This window comes from Actinacidiphila acididurans (assembly GCF_016918855.1).
Lineage (GTDB): Bacteria > Actinomycetota > Actinomycetes > Streptomycetales > Streptomycetaceae > Actinacidiphila > Actinacidiphila acididurans.
The window spans coordinates 203,311-220,563 of record NZ_JADKYB010000007.1 but is presented as its reverse complement, the minus strand read 5'-3'; the positions used below and the strand labels follow the sequence as shown (position 1 = coordinate 220,563).

Sequence of the window (17,253 nt, the reverse complement as noted above, 5' to 3'; positions counted from 1 at the left end):
TGCAATGTTGCGTTTTGCAACGATATCAGGTGCGCGGTACGGGGGCGCGCACGCCGTATCGGGCGGGCAGCCGTAGCAGGCAGTCGTATCAGGCGGGCAGCGGAAGCTCGAACCAGACCACCTTGCCCACCGCCTTGCGGCTGGTCCCCCAGCGCCGCGACAGGTGGGACACCAGCGCCAGCCCGCGTCCCCGTACGTCGTCGGCGTCCGCGCGCTGCAACTGCGGCAGGTTGTGGTTGTCGTCGCTGACCTCGACCAGCAGCTTGCCGACCTTCATCACCCGCAGCTCCACCTCGTACGAGGCGGCCCGGATCGCGTTGGTCACCAGCTCGCTGACCAGCAGTTCGGCCGTGTCCGCCAGCCGCTCCAGGCCCCAGCGCTCCAGCTGGGCCCGGGTCAGCTCGCGCGCGCGGGCGACCTCGGATTCGTCGACCCGCAGCATCCAGCGCATCACGTCCTCGGACGGGATGCCCTCGAAGCGGGCGACGAGCAGCGCCACGTCGTCCCGGCGGTCCTCCGAATGGACGCGCGAGAGGATCTGCGCGCACACGTCCTCGGGCGTCTGCTGCGGCTCGATCACGTTCGCGCACAGGGCGGCCAGCCCGGCGTCTATGCCCTGGCCGCGGACTTCGACCAGGCCGTCGGTGCACAGCACCAGCCAACTGCCGTCCGGAACCGGGATCTCCACGGTCTCGAACGGCACCCCGCCGACCCCGATCGGGGCGCCGCCGGGGATCTGCAGCAGCTCGCTGTGGCCGTCGTAACCGGCGAGCACCGGCGGGATGTGGCCGGCGTTGGCCAGCGTCAGGGTGCGGGCGATCGGGTCGTAGACGGCGTACACGCAGGTGGCGAGGTGTTCGGTGCCGAGGCGATGGGCGAGGTTGTCCAGGTGGCGCAGCAACTGGGCGGGCGGCAGGTCGAGCGCGGCCATGGTGATCACGGCGGTACGGAACTGGCCCATGACGGCCGCGGCCTGGAGCCCGTGGCCCATCACGTCGCCCACGATCAGGGCGACCCGGCCGCCGGGGAGCTGGATCGCGTCGAACCAGTCGCCGCCGACCTGGGCCTGTCGGTCCCCCGGCATATAGTGATGCGCAATTCGGACACCGGGGATCCGGGGCGGCCGGGTCGGCATCATCGAGCGCTGCAAGGTGGCGGCGGCGCGCGATTCCTGCCGGTGCAGGCGGGCGTTGTCGATGTGCACCGCGCCGCGGGCGACCACTTCGGCGGCCGTGGCGGCGTCCCTGGCGTCGAACGGGCGGCGCCCGGGGTTGCGCAGGAAGCACACCCGGCCGAGTACGGTGCCGCGCGCGGTCAGCGGCGCCACGATCATGGAGTGCCCGGGCAGCAGCGGGGCGAGGGCGGGCACCCCCAGATCGGCCGCTATCCCGTCGGCCAGCGTGGGGTCCACCACGGGGACGAGGACCGGCTCGCCGAGCCGCGGCACGATCTCGCCGGCCGGCAGCGTCAGCAACTCGTCCTCCGGCAGCGCGGTCTCCCAGCGGCCGGGCGGCCCCTGGTGCGCGATGGCCACCCGGCGCACGTGCACGGTGCCGTGCGGCCGGTCGTCGGCGGGCGGCTCGTCGTCGGAGAACAGGTGGTCCACGATCAGGACGGAGGCGAAGTCGGCGAACCGGGGCACGGTCACCGAGCACAACTCGCGGGCGGTGGTGTGCAGGTCGAGCGTGGAGCCGACCACCGCGCCGGTCTCGTGCAGCAGGGCGAGCTGTTCGTCCAGCGCGGTGCCGGCCGCCGGGCGCCCGGGTACGTGGCCGGCGGCGGGGGCCACCGGGCCCGGGACGCCCGCGGTGGCGGCCAGCGGGGGCAGCGGAACCGCGGTGAGGGCGGCGGCGCTGGACAGGTCGGCGGGCGCCGCGCCGGTGCCGGCCGCGGTGGGGCCGGCGGGCTGCGGCTGCGTTTGCGTTGCGGACCGAGGCTGCGCCTGGGGCTGGTCGGTGTGCGGCTGGGTCTGCGGCTCGTCCTGCGGCCGGAGCAGGGGCGAAGGGTGCTGCTGGGCGGCCGGGAGTTCCCTGGGCCGGTGGGCGAGCGCGTGGGAGCCCGCGGCGATCCGTACGTACTCGTGGGGGAGGACCGGCAGCCGCGTGCCGCCGTCGATCTCCAGGGCAGGGTGGCCCAGCGGCACGATCTGCCGCACGATCCGGTCGAGCCGGCCCGGGCTGGCGCTGGGCAGCACCGCGCCGAGCCGGGCGGTCAGCGCGTGGCCCTGCGCCGGGTCGGTGGCCGGGGCGAGCACTGCGGCCACCGAGACGTCCTGCCGGACCGGGCCGTCCGCGGTGTACGGCAGCAGCCGTCCGCCGAGCGCGACGCGCAGGCTGCCGGTACGCAGCGGCTTGGCGTGCGCGGCCAGCGCCAGCAGGCTGCGGCCGCCGGGCTCCACGATCCGGTACGTCCACCACAGCACGTCCTTGACCGTGCCGTCGCGGTCGGTGGCGGCCAGGGCGCCGGACCAGGCGGACTGGGTCAGGTCGTCCAGCAGGTCGAGCGTGTCCTGGTGCGGCGCGGCGGCCGGCAGCCCGGCGATCCCGGCCGGCGGGCGCGTGGCGGTGAGCAGCCCCGAGGCGCGGTGCCCGAAGACGTGCTCCCAGCGGTGGCCGAACAGTTCCTCGGCGCCGCGGTTCCAGTACGAGATCCGGCCTTCCGGGTCGACGCACAGCACGGCCAGCCGGAGCAGGGCGGCGACCCCCGCGAAGGGGGTGCCGGCCGCGTCGGCGTGCGGGGCTGCGGTGCCCGCGCCCATTCCCGCGCCCGCGTGCGCCGGCGGGCGGTCACCGGCGGCCGGGTCCGTACGGGGGTCACCGCGGTCCGGGGCGGCGGGAGGGGCGGAAACGGCGGCGGCGCCGGTGCCGGTGGAGGCAGCGGCGGGTACGGGCCCCGGGCGGCGGTCCGTACGGGCGCGGGTCCGGGGCGCTGTGGCGGCCGCGGCCGATCCGGACGACGCGGCCGAAGCGGCGGCCGAAGCAGTTGGAGCAGCTGAAGCGCCCGAATTGGCCGACGCGGCAGCGGCAGCGGCCGCCGCAAGGTCGCGGGCCGGGTCCGGCGGCGGTGCCGGGAGGATCCGACGGTCCGTTTCCGGCCGCTCCGGTACGGCCGGGTGGGTGAGCGGCTCCTGATCGGCGCTCTCGCCATGGCCGGTGGAACGGTCGGTCTGGTGGTCTTCGTCGGTGGCGGGCGAATGCCGAGTGATCTCGTCCAACGTCGTACACCTGCGGTTCGGCGCTGAAGTAGGGTCCTGACTGGTTCTGACTCAAGGCAAGCACGAAACAGCGGGCCGGGTCGACCGAATAGCCGGATTACCCCCCGGGTTGGGGTGGTTGACGTGCCGTCGGCTGACGCGCGCGGTATGGGAGGGAAACGCGTGGTGGACGCACGACTGCCGCAGGACGTGCGGGTGCCCCGGGTGGCCGGATTCGCCGCATGGCCGCACGACACCTCCCCCAAGCAGGTCGGCAAGGCGGCCCGGGAACGGCTGCCGCGCGCCGCGCACGGCCGGCCCGAGCATTGGGCCTGGCGCGAGCGCCGCAACGGCGCCGGCGCGGCCGTCGAGGCGGTGGAACGGTCCAACACCGGCCGGATACCCGAGTTGGTGCCGCTGCGGGTGGGCCGGATGGCGGCTGGTCCGTTCGCCTTTCTGCGCGGCTCGGCCGGGCTGATGGCCGCCGACCTCGCGGACGCGCCCGTCACCGGTATCGGCGCGCAGATCTGCGGCGACGCGCACGCCGCCAACTTCGGGCTGTACGGCGACGCCCGCGGCGGCCTGGTGATGGACATCAACGACTTCGACGAGACCGTGCCCGGCCCGTGGGAGTGGGACGTCAAGCGGCTGGTGACCTCGCTGGTGCTGGCCGGGCGGGAGGCGGGCGCCGCGGAGGACGTGTGCCGGGCGGCGGCCTACGACGCGGTCGGCGCGTACCGGCGCACCATGCGGCTGCTGGCCAAGTTGCCGGTGATCGAGGCGTGGAACGCCATCGCCGACGAGGAGTTGGTCACCCACGCCGATGCCCGCGACCTGCTCGGCACGCTGGACCAGGTCTAGGCCAAGGCGCGGCGGAACACCAGCGCGAAGTTCGCGGCGCGGGCCACGCAGTGGGTGGAGGGCGGCGGGCGGCGGTTCACCGACGCGCCGCCGGTGCTGCGGCGGGTCGCGGACGAGGAGGCGACGGCGGTCGCGGGCGCGCTGGACGGCTACCTGAAGACCGTCGGCGACGACCGGCTGCCGCTTCTGGCCCGGTACGCGGTGCACGATGTGGCATTCCGGGTCGTCGGTACCGGCAGCGTGGGCACGCGCTCGTACGTCGTACTGCTGCTGGACCACCTCGGGGAGCCGCTGGTCCTCCAGGTGAAGGAGGCCCGCGCGTCGGCGCTGCTGCCGTATGTCGCCAAAGCGGGGTTTCACGTGGAACATGTCGCGCACGAGGGGCGCCGGGTGGTGCTCGGGCAGAAGCGGATGCAGGTGGTCAGCGACTTCCTGCTGGGATGGACGGACGTGGCGGGGGTGCCGTACCAGGTACGGCAGTTCCGCAACCGCAAGGGCAGCGTCGACCCCTCCGCCCTCCAGCCGGGCCTGCTCGACGACTACGGCCGGATGACCGGCGCCCTGCTGGCCCGTGCCCACTCGCACAGCGCCGACCCGCGCCTGATAGCCGGCTACTGCGGCAAGAACGACGAGCTGGACACCGCCCTCGCCGACTTCGCCATCGCCTACGCCGACCGTACGGAGGCGGATCACGCGGAGCTGGTGGCGGCGGTACGGGCCGGCCGGCTCGCCGCGGAGCTCGAGGACTGAGGAAGCGGTCGGGAAGCGCTACGGAAACGGCCGTAGCCCGGGTGGACGCCGCTGCGGTGGCCGCGGTACGGCGTGAGCGCCGGGAAGATCCACCGCACAGGCCCTAGGCTGTCCGAGTGACGAACAGCTCCGGAACCGAAACACCGGCCGCCGCCGCTGCCGGCCCCGAGCCCTCGTCCGGCTCGGAGGAACGGCTCGCGAAGGCGGTGCGGGCGGCCGAGCAGGCACTCATCGAGTTCGAGATCGCGGTGGAGACCTTCCGGGTCGAGGTGGAGAACTTCTCCCGGCTGCACCACCAGCGGCTCGGCCCGATGTACGCGCGGCTGGACGAACTGGACGCGCTGATCGCCGAGGCGGTCGCCGCGCACAGCGGTGACCGGGAGGACATACAGCGCGCATGGGAGGCCAGGGCGCTGGTCATGCCGATGCCCGGGGTGGAGGAGCTGTTCGGCGGGCTGCTGGGCGCCGACGGGGTACGGCCGGTGGAGGACCCCAATCCGCCGCGCCGGGTCCGGCCGGGCAAGGAGGCCCAGCGGCTCTACCGCGAACTGGCCCGCAAGGCGCACCCCGACCTCGCCCAGGACGACGCGGAGAAGGAGCGCCGCAGCGCCTTCATCGCCCGGGTGAACGAGGCCTACGCCTACGCCGACGAGGACGCCCTGCGCGGCCTGGCCGAGGAGTGGGAGGCCGGGCCGGTGCCGGAGGAGACGCTGCCCAGCGAGGCCGAGGTGCTCTACGCCCGGCTGGAATGGCTCGCCGAGCGCAAGGAGAAGCTGGCCGCGCTGGCCGCCGAGCTGGACGAGAGCGCCATCGGCCAGATGATGAAGCTCGCCCCCGACGACCCGGACGCCCTGCTCAACGAGATCGCCGAGCAACTCCTCACCGAGGTCGCCCAGCGCGAGGCCCGCCTGGCCGAGCTGGTCCGCGAACCGGGCGGGGACTGACGGCTTTCCCGTCGACGGCATTCCCCCCGACGTGCGGCGCCCGTAGCGGAGCGGCCGGGGCGATGACGGGAGCGGATCAGGCCGGGCAAGCAGGCGGAGTCCGGCAAGCAGGCGGAGTCCGGCAAGCAGGCGGAGTCCGGCAAGCAGGCGGAGTCCGGCAAGCAAGCGGACGCCGCCGCCGACGGCGCTGAGGTAGCGTTTCAGGGTTGCCTTGCGCCGGACCGCACCGGGACCGGCCGCCCGGCACACCGTGTCCGCGAACCGCCAGCCCCGAACCGCCAGCCCAGGAGGCCGCACCCGATGTTCCACGCCCAGCTCCCCGCGGTGGATGCCGCCGCCGTACCGGCCGACGCGATCCTGCTGGACGTCCGGGAGAACGACGAGTGGGCCGCCGGCCACGCCGAGAACGCCGTCCACATCCCCATGGGCGAGGTCGTCGCCCGCATCGGCGAGGTGCCCGAGGGCGGCAAGGTCCACGTGGTGTGCCGGGTCGGCGGGCGCTCCGCCCAGGTCACCCAGTACCTCATCGCCCAGGGCATCGACGCCGTCAACGTCAACGGCGGCATGCTCGACTGGGAGGCCAGCGGCCGCTCCGTGGTGGACGGCAACGGCGGCGAGGGCTACGTCCTGTAAGGACGTAGCGGCCGCGTGACGCCCTGTGCCGGCCGGCCCGCTTCGTAGCGGGCCGGCCGGACCGGCGGGCTCACGCGTCGAAGTCCACCTCGACCACCGGCGTCACCGGGTGCGACTGGCAGGCCAGCACATAGCCGGCCTCGGTCTCCTCCGGCTCCAGCGCGAAGTTGCGGTCCATCCGCACCTCGCCGGAGACCAGCTTCGTCCTGCAGGTCCCGCACACCCCGCCCTTGCAGGCGTACGGGGCGTCCGAGCGGTTGCGCAGCACCGTCTCCAGCACGGATTCGCCGTCCCGTACCGGCCAGGCGCCGCCGCGGCCGTCCAGCGTGGCCCGGACCGTGGCACCGCCGGGTATCGCGCGGGCGGGGCCGGCCGGCACCTCGTCGACGTGGAAGATCTCCTGGTGGACGCGGGAACGCGGAACTCCCAGCTCCCGCAGCGCCCGCTCGGCCGAGCCGACCAGGCCCAGCGGCCCGCACAGGTACCAGCCGTCCACCGCGGCCACCGGCAGCAGCGCCGGTATCAGCTCGGTCAGCCGGGCGCTGTCCAGGCGTCCGGAGGGCAGTCCGGTCTGCCGCTCCTCCCGGGAGAGCGCCGACACCACCTGGAACCGGTCCGGCCACCGGTCCTTCAGGTCCGCCACCTCCTCCAGGAACATCGTGGACGCGGCCGTCCGATCGCTGCGGATCAGGCAGAAGCTCGCCCCGGGCTCCCGGGCCAGCACCGTGCCGATCTGCGACAGCACCGGTGTGATGCCGCTGCCGCCCACCACCGCCGCGAACCGTCCGGGGCGCGGCTCCAGCACGAACCGCCCGGCCGGCGTCATCACGTCCAGCACGTCCCCGGCCGCCAGCTCCTTGAGCGCGTACGTGGAGAACTCCCCGTCCTCCACCAGCCGCACCCCCACCCGCAGCCGCCGCGGGCCCGGGTCGGGCGAGGCCGGTACCGGGTCGCACAGCGAATAGGTGCGGCGGATCTCACCGCCGTCCACCCGCCGGCGGACGGCGATGTGCTGCCCGGGCGCGTAACGGTAGGCGGCGCGAAGTTCCTCGGGGACCTCGAAGCAGATGGTCACCGAGTCGTCGGTGAGCGGGTGGACCTCGGTCACCCGGAGCGGATGGAACATTCACACCTCCTTGAAGTGGTCGAACGGCTCCCCGCACGACGCGCACCGGCGCAGCGCCTTGCAGGCGGTGGACGAGAAACGGCTCAGCAGCCTGGTGTCCGTCGACCCGCAGTTGGGGCAGCGGATCGCCAGCTCCAGCGCCACCGGGCCCCCGGCAGCCCCCGCCGCCCCGGACGCCTTCGGCCGCGGCGGCGCCACCCCGGCCTCGGCGAGCTTGCGGCGGCCCTCGGCGGTGATCGCGTCGGTCGACCAGGCCGGCGCGAGCACCGTGTCCACCGCCACCTCGGTCATGCCGTGGGAGGTGAGCACCTCGGTGATGTCGGCGGCCATGGTGTCCAGCGCCGGACAGGCGGTCCAGGTGGGGGTGAGCTCCACCCGCACCCGGCCGGGGCCGAGCACCTCCAAGCCGCGCAGCACTCCCAGCTCGGCCAGCGATATCACCGGCAGCTCCGGGTCCGGGACCTCGCCGACCAGGCGTATCAGCTCCGCCTCCAGCGCGCTCGGCGCCTGCGCGCCCGCGGTCACCACGACGCCCCCGGGTGAGCGCGGTGCAGATACTGCATCTCGGCCAGCAGCCGCCCGAACGCCTCGGTGTGCACGCCCTGCCGGCCCGCTCCGGCCGCCCACGGGGTGCGGTCCGGGCCGCCCGGCACGGTCAGCGTCGCCCGGCCCAGGACGTCCGCCACCCGCTCCCGCCACACCGGGTGCAGCCCGGGCAGGTCCACGCCCAGCCCGTCCAGTGGCTCGAACAGTTCCCCGGTGTACCGCCACAGCCCGTCCACGGCCCGCTGCATCCGGCGGTGGCTCTCCTCGGTGCCGTCGCCCAGCCGCAGCGTCCACTGCTCGGCGTGGTCCCGGTGATAGGCCACCTCGACGACCGCCTTGGCCGCCAGCGGGGCCAGGGCCCCGCCGGTGTCCGCCAGCGCCGCGTACAGCAGCTCCTGGTACACCGAGAAGTACAACTGCCGGGCTGTCGTGTCGGCGAAGTCGCCGATGGGCAGCTCGGCCAACTGCACGTTCCGGAACTCGTGTTCCTCGCGCAGGAATGCCAGCTCGTCCTCGTCGCCGGTCAGCGACAGCAGGGTGCGGGCCTGGCCGAGCAGGTCGAGCGCGATGTTCGTGAGGGCGACGTCCTCCTCCAGCACCGGCGCGTCCCCGGCCCACTCCCCCAGCCGCTGGGCCAGCACCAGCGCGTCGTCGCCCAGCGCCCGAGCGGCGGCCAACTCGGGCGTCAGCGACTCGGCCGCGGTCACCGGCGTCACAGGTGCTTCACCCCTTCCGGGATCTCGTAGAACGTCGGGTGGCGGTAGGGCTTGTCGGCCGCGGGCTCGAAGAACGGGTCCTTCTCGTCGGGCGACGACGCGGTGATCGCCGTGGACGGCACCACCCAGATCGACACGCCCTCCGCCCGGCGGGTGTAGAGGTCCCGGGCGTTGCGCAGCGCCATCTGCGCGTCGGGCGCGTGCAGGCTGCCGGCGTGGGTGTGGCTGAGCCCGCGGCGGCCGCGCACGAACACCTCCCACAGCGGCCACGCGTCCTGCGGCGACTGCCCGCTCATGCCCGTGCCTCCTCGTGCGCGTTGTCCTGGTCGGCGGCGTGCTTGGCGGCGTACGCGGCGGCGGCCTCCCGTACCCACGTGCCGTTCTCGTGCGCGGTCCGGCGGCGGTCCAGGCGCTGCTCGTTGCACGGCCCGTTGCCCCGCAGCACCTCCTGGAACTCGGACCAGTCGATCGCGCCGTGGTCGTACGAGCCGCGGGACTCGTTCCAGCGCAGGTCCGGGTCGGGGAGGGTGAGCCCGAGGACTTCGGCCTGGGGTACGCATATGTCCACGAAGCGCTGGCGCAGTTCGTCGTTGGAGTGGCGCTTGATCTTCCAGGCCATGGACTGGGCGGAGTGCGCCGATTCACCGTCGGCCGGGCCGAACATCATCAGGGACGGCCACCACCAGCGGTTCACCGCGTCCTGGGCCATGGCGTGCTGCTCGGGGGTGCCGCGGCTGAGCGCGAGCAGCAGCTCGTACCCCTGCCGCTGGTGGAAGGACTCCTCCTTGCAGATGCGCACCATCGCACGGGCGTAGGGCCCGTACGAGCAGCGGCACAGCGGGACCTGATTGGTGATCGCCGCACCGTCCACCAGCCAGCCGATCGCGCCGACGTCGGCCCAGGTGAGGGTCGGGTAGTTGAAGATCGAGGAATACCGCTGGCGGCCGGCGTGCAGCTTGTCCAGCAGGTCGTCGCGGCTGACCCCGAGGGTCTCGGTGGCGCTGTAGAGATACAGGCCGTGACCCGCCTCGTCCTGCACCTTGGCCATAAGGATCGCCTTGCGGCGCAGGGACGGCGCCCGGGTGATCCAGTTGGCCTCCGGCTGCATGCCGATGATCTCCGAGTGGGCGTGCTGGGCCATCTGGCGGACGAGGGTGGCGCGGTAGGCGTCCGGCATCCAGTCCCGGGGCTCGATCCGGGTGTCCGCGGCCACCGCGTCGTCGAAGGCCGCCTGCAGTTCGCCCTGGTCCGGCGGGGGTGCGGACGCAGCCCGACCGGGTGCCGTGTGCTCTGCCGTGGTCGTCATCGGGCCCCTCCCTCTCTCGTCTGCGGCCACGTGTTTCTTCGGTCCACCGAGCTTCTTCGATCTACCGACCGATCGTTCGGTAGTTTCCATGGTCGCGGGTGAGGGATGGGGTGTCAAGCCATTCCTGAGCCTGTGGACAACAGACCATTCCTGAGGCTGTGGACAACTCGATAAGGTCGCCGCCGAGGCCCGCGCGGTGGGTAGCGTGCTGCCGGCAGCCGTGACGGGGAAACGGAACGGGAGTCCAGGGCGGGAGCGGAGTGACGATGGATTCGGTGGAGGGTCCGGAGGGGCCGCCGCCGCGGGTGGGGGCGTTGTCGCTGCCCTCGCGCATTGCGGTCGCGCTGACGGTCGGTTGTGTCGCGGTGGGAGCGCTCTACCACCTCGGCATGGTGTTTTTGCACGTCGCGCCGTCGAACACGCTCAGCAAGGAGCATGCGACGGCGGTGAGCGACTACATCTATCCGGAGTTCGAGCAGAACTGGAAGCTGTTCGCCCCGGACCCGCTGCAGCAGAACATCCATGTCCAGGCGCGGGCCGACGTGCTCGAGCCCGACGGCAGCCGGCAGACCACGGGCTGGGTCGACCTGACCGCCATCGACATCGCCGCCATGCGGCACAACCCCTTCCCCAGCCACACGCAGCAGAACGAACTGCGCCGCGCCTGGGGCTTCTACACCGACACCCACGACACCACCGAACGGGCCACCGCGGGCGACCGCAGCGACCTGAGCCGTACATACCTGCTGCAGATCGTGGAGAAGCGTTTCGGCCCCACGCTCAACGGCGGCAAGGTGACGCGGGTCCAGGTCCGTTCCGCCACCACCCCGGTGGCCCAGCCGCCGTGGATCACCGGCGGTGCCGCGCAGAGCACCGACTACCGCGTGCTGCCCTGGTGGGACGTCAACACCGGCTCGGCGTCCACCGCGTCCACCGACCCCTCGGCCGTTCCGACGACCATTCCCTCGGCCGTTCCGTCCACTCAGCCGTCCGCGGCACCTTCCGCCGCGGCGCCCGTCCCGTCGTCCACGCCGTCCTCCGGACAGGAGAACGCCTCGTGACCTCCCCCCACACCGGCGCCCAGGGCTCGCACGCCCCCGGCGCCGAACCCGCCGACATCTCGCTGGCCGACCGCGTCGCCCTCCTCGGCGGCTCCGTCGACCGCGCGGTGGGCCGCGGCCTGGCCAGGATCACCGGCTCGGCCATCGCGCCGTACCAGACCGCGGTCATACGCATCGGCTTCTCGCTGACCTGGCTGCTGTTCCTGCTGCGCGAGTGGCCGCACCGCTCGGAGCTGTACGGGCCGGACAGTCCCTGGTCCTTCGACCTGGCCAAACGGCTGATCGCCAGCAACCACGCCTTCACCGTGCTGATGTGGAGCGACAGCCGCGCGTGGTTCGAGATCGTCTACACCGTGGCCATCCTGTCCGCCCTGATGCTGCTGCTGGGCTGGCGCACCCGCACGGCGTCCCTGCTGTTCATGATCGGCGTGCTGTCGATGGAGAACCGCAGCGTCTTCATGGGCGACGGCGGCGACAACGTCATCCACATCATGGCCATCTACCTGGCCTTCGTCCGCTGCGGTCAGGTGTGGTCACTGGACCGGCGCAGGGCCGTACGAACGGCCGCCGTGGAGAAGGGGGGCGCTCCGGCGGGCGACGCGGACCCGGTCGGCGTGGCCCTGTGGGTCCTGCTGGGCGCCGCTCTGGTGGCCGCCTCGGTGGCCGGCAAGCTGACCACCGGCTGGGGGCTGATCTTCTGGGGCTGCTGGGTCGGGCAGGCGCTGTGGTGGGCGGCCCGGCGGTACGCGCCCGGTGAGCCGCGCACCGTGCTGGAGATGATCGGCAACGTGGTGCACGGCGGCGCCCTGCTGGTGATCGCCGGCGAAGTGTGCCTGATCTACTCCACCGCCGGCTGGTACAAGATCCAGGGCAGCCGGTGGCAGGACGGCACCGCGCCCTACTACCCCCTCCACCTGGACGACTTCACGCCCTGGCCGGCCCTGTCGCACGCCCTCGCCGGCAACGATGTGATGATCATGCTGATCTGCTACGGCACGGTCATCGTCCAGGTCGCCTTCCCCTTCACCCTCTTCAACCGCCGGGTGAAGAACGTGCTGCTCGCCGCCATGATGCTGGAGCACGTCTCCATCGCGATCACCCTGGGCCTGCCCTTCTTCTCGCTCGCCATGATCGCGGCGGACGCGGTGTTCCTGCCGACCGCCTTCCTGCGCTGGGCGGGAGACCGTCTGGTACGGCTGGTCGGCCCGCGCCGCGTGCCCGCCGCAGTCGTTGGCGAGGGGCAGCCCGCGCCCGAAGCCGTGCCGCCCGCTCCGACGCCGCAAGGGCCCGCCGTCGATCCGGCCTGACCCCGTAGGCTGGCGGCCATGACCGAGCAGGACCGGGCCGATGCGACTGCCGCCGTGGAACGCTGGCGGGCCGGGTTGGCCGTGGATTGTGTCCTGCTCGACGGCTTCCACGCCCTCAAGCACGCCTTGCGGTTCGGCGCCGAGGTGCCGGTGGCGGTCACCGACGACAAGGACGCGGCGCTGCGGCTGGCCGCCGGCCTTGCGCCGGACCTGGCGGCCGATCTCGCGGCCCGGCTCACCGAGATCCCCGGGCCCGCGCTGCGCGACCTGGTGACCCGGGTGCACCCCACCGCAGTGGCGGCGCTCGCCGTCCGCCCGGACCGGGCGGACGCGCTGGCGGCCCTGGCCCGGCTGCCCCGCCGGGCCCCCGTCGTCGTGCTGGACCGGCCCCGCAACCTCGGCAATGTCGGCGCCGTCGTCCGCCTGGCCGCCGGCTTCGCGGCCACCGGGGTCGTCACCACCGGTGACCTCGATCCCTGGCACCCCAACGCCGTGCGCTCCGGCGCCGGGCTGCACTTCGCGACCCAGGTCGCGCGCACCGCCCCCGAGGAACTGCCTCCGGGTCCGCTGTACGTCCTCGACCCCGAGGGCAAGGACATCCGTGACACTGCGCTGCCCGACGACGCGCTGATCGTCTTCGGCTCCGAGCGGCACGGCGTCTCGGGCGAACTGCGGGACCGGGCCACCGAACTGGTGGCGCTGCCCATGCGGGCCCAGGTCTCCAGCTACAACCTCGCCACCAGCGTCGGGATGACGCTCTACCACTGGGCGGCCACCTCCGGCTCGCCCCTGGCGCCGGGCCGGGCCCCGACGCCCTGAGCAGCCCGCCCGAGTGGTCCGCCACCGGCGCCTCGTCACGCCGGCCGCCTCACCTCCACCATCCGGAAGCGGCTGGCCACGAACGCCCCGTCGCACAGCGCCGCGTTGGCCGCCGGGTTGCCGCCCGAGCCGTGGAAGTCGGAGAACGCGGCGGTCTGGTTCACGTACACCCCGCCCGTCAGGTTCAGCGAGAGCTGGGCGCACTCCTCGAAGCAGACCTCCTCCAACTGCCGCTCCACCTCGGCCGAGGTGGTGTAGCCGGACACGGTCATGGCGCCCTTCTCGCGCACGGTGCGCCGCAGTAGCTCCAGCGCGTCGGCGGTGGAGTCCACGGCCACCGCGAAGGAGACCGGGCCGAAGCACTCCGACATGTAGGCCGCCTCGGAGTCCGGCTTGGCGCCGTCGAGCTTGACCAGGGCCGGGGTGCGCACGACCGCCTGCGGGAACTCCGGGTGAGTGACGGCGCGGGAGCCGAGCGCCACCTCGCCGATGCCGGGCGCGGCGTCCAGCCGGGCCTTGACCGCGGGGTTGACCAGCGCGCCCAGCAGCGCGTTGGCCCGGGTGTCGTCACCGAGCAGCCCGTCCACCGCGGCGGCCAGGTCGGCGACCACCTCGTCGTACGTCCGCGGCCCGGACTCGGTGGTGATGCCGTCGCGGGGGATCAGCAGGTTCTGCGGGGTGGTGCACATCTGGCCGCTGTACAGGGACAGGGAGAAGGCCAGGTTGGAGAGCATCCCGCGGTAGTCGTCGGTGGAGTCGACCACCACGGTGTTGACGCCGGCCTTCTCCGTGTAGACCTGCGCCTGGCGGGCGTTGGTCTCCAGCCAGTCGCCGAACTCGGTGGACCCGGTGTAGTCGATCAGCCGGACCTCCGGGCGCAGCGCGAGGGTCTTGGCCAGGCCCTCGCCGGGCTGCTCCGCGGCCAGGCACACCAGGTCGGGCGAGAATCCGGCCTCGGCGAGCACGTCACGGGCGACCGAGACCGTCAGGGCCAGCGGCAGCACGGCCCGCGGGTGCGGCTTGACCAGCACCGCGTTACCGGTGGCCAGGGAGGCGAACAGGCCCGGGTACCCGTTCCAGGTCGGGAAGGTGTTGCAGCCGATCACCAGGCCGATGCCGCGCGGCACGGCGGTGAAGGTCTTGCGCAGCCGCAGCGGGTCACGCTTGCCCTGCGGCTTGATCCATTCGCCTGCCTCCGGCGTGCGGACCTGCTCGACGTAGGCGTACGCCACTGCCTCCACGCCGCGGTCCTGGGCGTGCGGTCCCCCGGCCTGGAAGGCCATGGTGAAGGCCTGGCCGGTGGTGTGCATGACGGCCTGGGCGAACTCGTGGGTGCGCGCGTTGATCCGGGCGATGATCTCCAGGCACACCATGGCGCGTGCCTCGGGTCCGGCGTCCCGCCAGGCGGGCATGGCCGCCCGCATCGCGGGGAGCAGGACGTCCGGGTCGGGGTGCGGGTACTCCACGCCGAGCTCCGGCCCGTACGGGGAGCGCTCGTCGCCGGCCCAGCCGTCGGTGCCCGGCTGGTCCAGCTCGAAGCGGTGGCCGAGCAGCGCCTCGTAGGCGGCACGGCCCTCCTCGGCGTCGGGGTACGCCTTGGGGTGTTCGGGGTGGGGCGACCAGTACTCACGGGTCCTGACGGACTCCAGGGCCTTGTCGAGAGTGCCGCGATGGCGTTCGATCAAGAGCACAGTGGAGAGATCGGCGGGCATGGGGACCAACTCCTCGTCGAGCTGGGCTGAGTGGCTACGACACCGCTAGATTAACCGAATGTTCGGTCGGGACAAGGGTGGCGTCCCGGCCTGTGGATAACTTCCGGATACCCCCACGGGGCCGTCCGGACGAGCGTCAGGGAGTCGTGGCAACCGTGACCGCACTTGACCGCACCAGCACCGTGGCCGTCGTCGGCGCCGGCACCATGGGCCAGGGGATCGCGCAGGTCGCGCTCGTCGCCGGCCATCACGTCCGGCTGTACGACGCGGTGCCCGGGCGGGCCCAGACCGCCGTGGACGCGGTCGCGGGCCGGCTGGACCGGCTGGTGGCCAAGGGCCGGCTCGGCGCCGTGGAGCACAAGGCCGCCCTCACCCGGCTCGCGCCCGCCGACTCGCTGGCCGAGCTGACCGAATCCGCGCTGGTCGTGGAGGCCGTGGTGGAGGACCTCGCCGTCAAGCAGGACCTGTTCGCCGACCTGGAAGCGATCGTCGGCGAGGACTGCCTGCTGGCCACCAACACCTCCTCGCTGTCCGTCACCGCGGTCGGCGGCGCCCTGCGCCGGCCCGGCCGGCTGGTCGGCCTGCACTTCTTCAACCCGGCGCCGCTGCTGCCGCTGGTCGAGGTGGTCGCCGGCGCCGCCAGCGACGGCGCCGCGGTCGCCGCGGCCTTCGACACCGCCGCGGCCTGGGGCAAGACCCCCGTGCGCTGCACCGACACCCCCGGTTTCCTGGTCAACCGCGTCGCCCGCCCCTTCTACGCCGAGGCGCTGCGGGTGTACGAGGAGCGGGCCGCCGACCCCGCCACCATTGACGCGCTGCTGCGCGAATGCGGCGGCTTCGCCATGGGTCCCTTCGCGCTCATGGACCTGATCGGCCAGGACGTCAACGAGGCGGTCACCCGCTCGGTGTGGGAGGCGTTCTTCCGCGACCCGAAGTTCACCCCCTCGCTCGCCCAGCGCCGCTTGGTCGAAGCCGGGCGCCTGGGTCGCAAGACCGGCCGCGGCTGGTTCGCGTACGACGACGCCGCCAACGGTCAGGGTGCCGGTCACAGCCCCGACCCGGAACCGGCGGCGCTCGCCATGGCGCCCGGCGTCGTCACGGTCCGCGGTTCGCTGGGGCCCGCCCGGGAGGTGGTCCGGCTGGCCGAGGAGTCCGGGATCGAGGTCAGGCGGGAGAGCGGCGGGCCCGGTCGGCCCGGGGTGATCGTGCTGCCGTCGGGCGTCACACTGCGGCTGGCCGACGGCCGGCTGCCGGGCGAGCCCTCGGTCCAGTTCGACTTGGCCCTGGACTACGCGACCGCGCGGCGGATCGGCATCGCGCCCTCCGCCGGGGTGCACGCCGACGCCGTCGCCGAGGCGACCGGTTTCTTCCAGGCGATGGGCAAGGAGGTCAGCGTCATCCGGGACGTGCCCGGCATGGTGGTCGCCCGCACCGTGGCCATGCTGGTGGACCTCGCGGTCGACGCCGTCGCCAAGGAGGTCGCCTCCGCCCACGACGTGGACACCGCGATGCGGCTCGGCGTGAACTACCCGCTGGGCCCGCTGGAGTGGGGCAAGCGCATTTCCGCCGCCTATGTGTGCGATTTCCTCGACGCCATGCACGCCTGGTATCCCACCGGACGGTACGCCCCGTGCCCGGAACTGAGGCGGCGTGCGGGCGCGACGGAAAGTGTGATCTCCTCATGACCATGTCGAAGCGCGACACCTATACGCCGGATTCGCTGCTCGCCGTCGCGGTCCAGGTCTTCAACCAGCGCGGATACGACGGCACGTCCATGGAGGACCTCTCCAAAGCGGCCGGAATCTCCAAGTCGTCGATCTACCACCACGTGCGCGGCAAGGAGGAACTCCTCAACCGGGCGGTGGGCCGCGCCCTGGACGGCCTCTTCGGCATCCTGGAGGAGCCCGGCGCACACGAGGGCCGCGCGATCGAACAGCTCGAGTACATCACCAGGCGCATGACCCAGGTGCTGATGGCGGAGCTCCCCTACGTCACCCTGCTGCTGCGGGTACGCGGCAACACCCAGACCGAGCGCTGGGCCATGGAACGCCGCCGGGAGTTCGACCAGCGGGTGTCGGAGGTGCTCAAGGCGGCGGTGGCCGAGGGCGACCTGCGCGCCGACATAGAGCCGCGGCTCGCCACCAGGCTGCTGTTCGGCATGGTCAACTCGGTCGTGGAGTGGTACCGGCCCGGCGCCCGCGGCGCGGTCGACGGCGAGCAGGTGGTGGACGCCGTGGCACGGCTGGCCTTCCACGGCCTGTGCACGTGAGCCCGGCTTC

14 protein-coding genes and 1 pseudogene are annotated in these 17,253 nt (G+C 73.2%); 8 read left to right on the top strand and 7 right to left on the bottom strand.

Translation table 11 applies throughout. The features are described 5' to 3' along the window. Positions 1-88: 88 nt before the first annotated feature. The gene (locus ITX44_RS15340) at positions 89-3,214 is read right to left on the bottom strand and encodes a SpoIIE family protein phosphatase (protein ID WP_236060629.1); all 3,126 of its coding nucleotides are present in this window, start codon (positions 3,212-3,214) and stop codon (positions 89-91) included. 147 nt (positions 3,215-3,361) lie between these two features. Between ITX44_RS15340 and ITX44_RS15335 the strand changes: the two are divergent. The 3 genes and pseudogenes from ITX44_RS15335 (at position 3,362) to ITX44_RS15325 (ending at position 6,381) form a co-directional block, all read left to right on the top strand. Continuing rightward, positions 3,362-4,804 (top strand): annotated as a pseudogene (locus tag ITX44_RS15335) (DUF2252 domain-containing protein). Positions 4,805-4,920: 116 nt separating this feature from the next. Continuing rightward, positions 4,921-5,748, top strand: a complete 828-nt coding sequence (locus ITX44_RS15330; RefSeq protein ID WP_307795282.1) for a hypothetical protein — start codon at positions 4,921-4,923, stop codon at positions 5,746-5,748. A 300-nt stretch (positions 5,749-6,048) separates the two neighbouring features. Continuing rightward, positions 6,049-6,381, top strand: a complete 333-nt coding sequence (locus tag ITX44_RS15325) for a rhodanese-like domain-containing protein (protein WP_205357764.1) — start codon at positions 6,049-6,051, stop codon at positions 6,379-6,381. 70 nt (positions 6,382-6,451) lie between these two features. Here ITX44_RS15325 and ITX44_RS15320 read toward each other — a convergent pair whose 3' ends face one another. Genes ITX44_RS15320 through paaA form a run of 5 tightly spaced genes read right to left on the bottom strand, consistent with a single transcriptional unit; the run spans position 6,452 to position 10,075 of the window. Beyond that, a complete protein-coding gene (locus ITX44_RS15320; RefSeq protein WP_205357763.1) occupies positions 6,452-7,507 on the bottom strand; it encodes a 2Fe-2S iron-sulfur cluster-binding protein in 1,056 nt (351 codons plus the stop codon). Continuing rightward, the gene (gene paaD, locus ITX44_RS15315; RefSeq protein WP_307795281.1) at positions 7,508-8,035 is read right to left on the bottom strand and encodes a 1,2-phenylacetyl-CoA epoxidase subunit PaaD; all 528 of its coding nucleotides are present in this window, start codon (positions 8,033-8,035) and stop codon (positions 7,508-7,510) included. It lies immediately after the preceding gene. Further along, on the bottom strand, positions 8,029-8,730 hold the full coding sequence (gene paaC / locus ITX44_RS15310; protein ID WP_205357914.1) for a 1,2-phenylacetyl-CoA epoxidase subunit PaaC: 702 nt from the start codon (positions 8,728-8,730) through the stop codon (positions 8,029-8,031). The genes paaD and paaC overlap by 7 nt, the downstream gene beginning before the upstream one ends. Positions 8,731-8,765: 35 nt before the next feature. Next, entirely contained in the window at positions 8,766-9,065 is a 300-nt protein-coding gene (paaB, locus tag ITX44_RS15305) for a 1,2-phenylacetyl-CoA epoxidase subunit PaaB (protein ID WP_205357762.1), read from the bottom strand. Further along, entirely contained in the window at positions 9,062-10,075 is a 1,014-nt protein-coding gene (gene paaA, locus ITX44_RS15300) for a 1,2-phenylacetyl-CoA epoxidase subunit PaaA (RefSeq protein WP_205357761.1), read from the bottom strand. Before paaA ends, paaB begins: the two co-directional genes overlap by 4 nt. A 266-nt stretch (positions 10,076-10,341) precedes the next feature. Here paaA and ITX44_RS15295 point away from each other — a divergent pair, with 266 nt between their 5' ends. Genes ITX44_RS15295 through ITX44_RS15285 form a run of 3 tightly spaced genes read left to right on the top strand, consistent with a single transcriptional unit; the run spans position 10,342 to position 13,262 of the window. After that, positions 10,342-11,136, top strand: a complete 795-nt coding sequence (locus ITX44_RS15295; protein WP_205357760.1) for a DUF5819 family protein — start codon at positions 10,342-10,344, stop codon at positions 11,134-11,136. After that, entirely contained in the window at positions 11,133-12,443 is a 1,311-nt protein-coding gene (locus tag ITX44_RS15290) for an HTTM domain-containing protein (protein WP_205357759.1), read from the top strand. Before ITX44_RS15295 ends, ITX44_RS15290 begins: the two co-directional genes overlap by 4 nt. Before the next feature lie 18 nt (positions 12,444-12,461). Then, positions 12,462-13,262: a TrmH family RNA methyltransferase gene (locus tag ITX44_RS15285; RefSeq protein ID WP_205357758.1), complete on the top strand. Its 801-nt coding sequence runs from the start codon at positions 12,462-12,464 to the stop codon at positions 13,260-13,262. Between the two features lie 35 nt (positions 13,263-13,297). Here ITX44_RS15285 and paaN read toward each other — a convergent pair whose 3' ends face one another. Then, entirely contained in the window at positions 13,298-14,974 is a 1,677-nt protein-coding gene (gene paaN, locus ITX44_RS15280; RefSeq protein ID WP_205357757.1) for a phenylacetic acid degradation protein PaaN, read from the bottom strand. Between the two features lie 155 nt (positions 14,975-15,129). Between paaN and ITX44_RS15275 the strand changes: the two genes are divergently transcribed. Next, a complete protein-coding gene (locus tag ITX44_RS15275; protein WP_205357756.1) occupies positions 15,130-16,659 on the top strand; it encodes a 3-hydroxyacyl-CoA dehydrogenase in 1,530 nt (509 codons plus the stop codon). After that, complete coding sequence (locus tag ITX44_RS15270) at positions 16,656-17,243, top strand: TetR/AcrR family transcriptional regulator (RefSeq protein WP_205357755.1); 588 nt, start codon at positions 16,656-16,658, stop codon at positions 17,241-17,243. Before ITX44_RS15275 ends, ITX44_RS15270 begins: the two co-directional genes overlap by 4 nt. Positions 17,244-17,253: the final 10 nt, after the last annotated feature.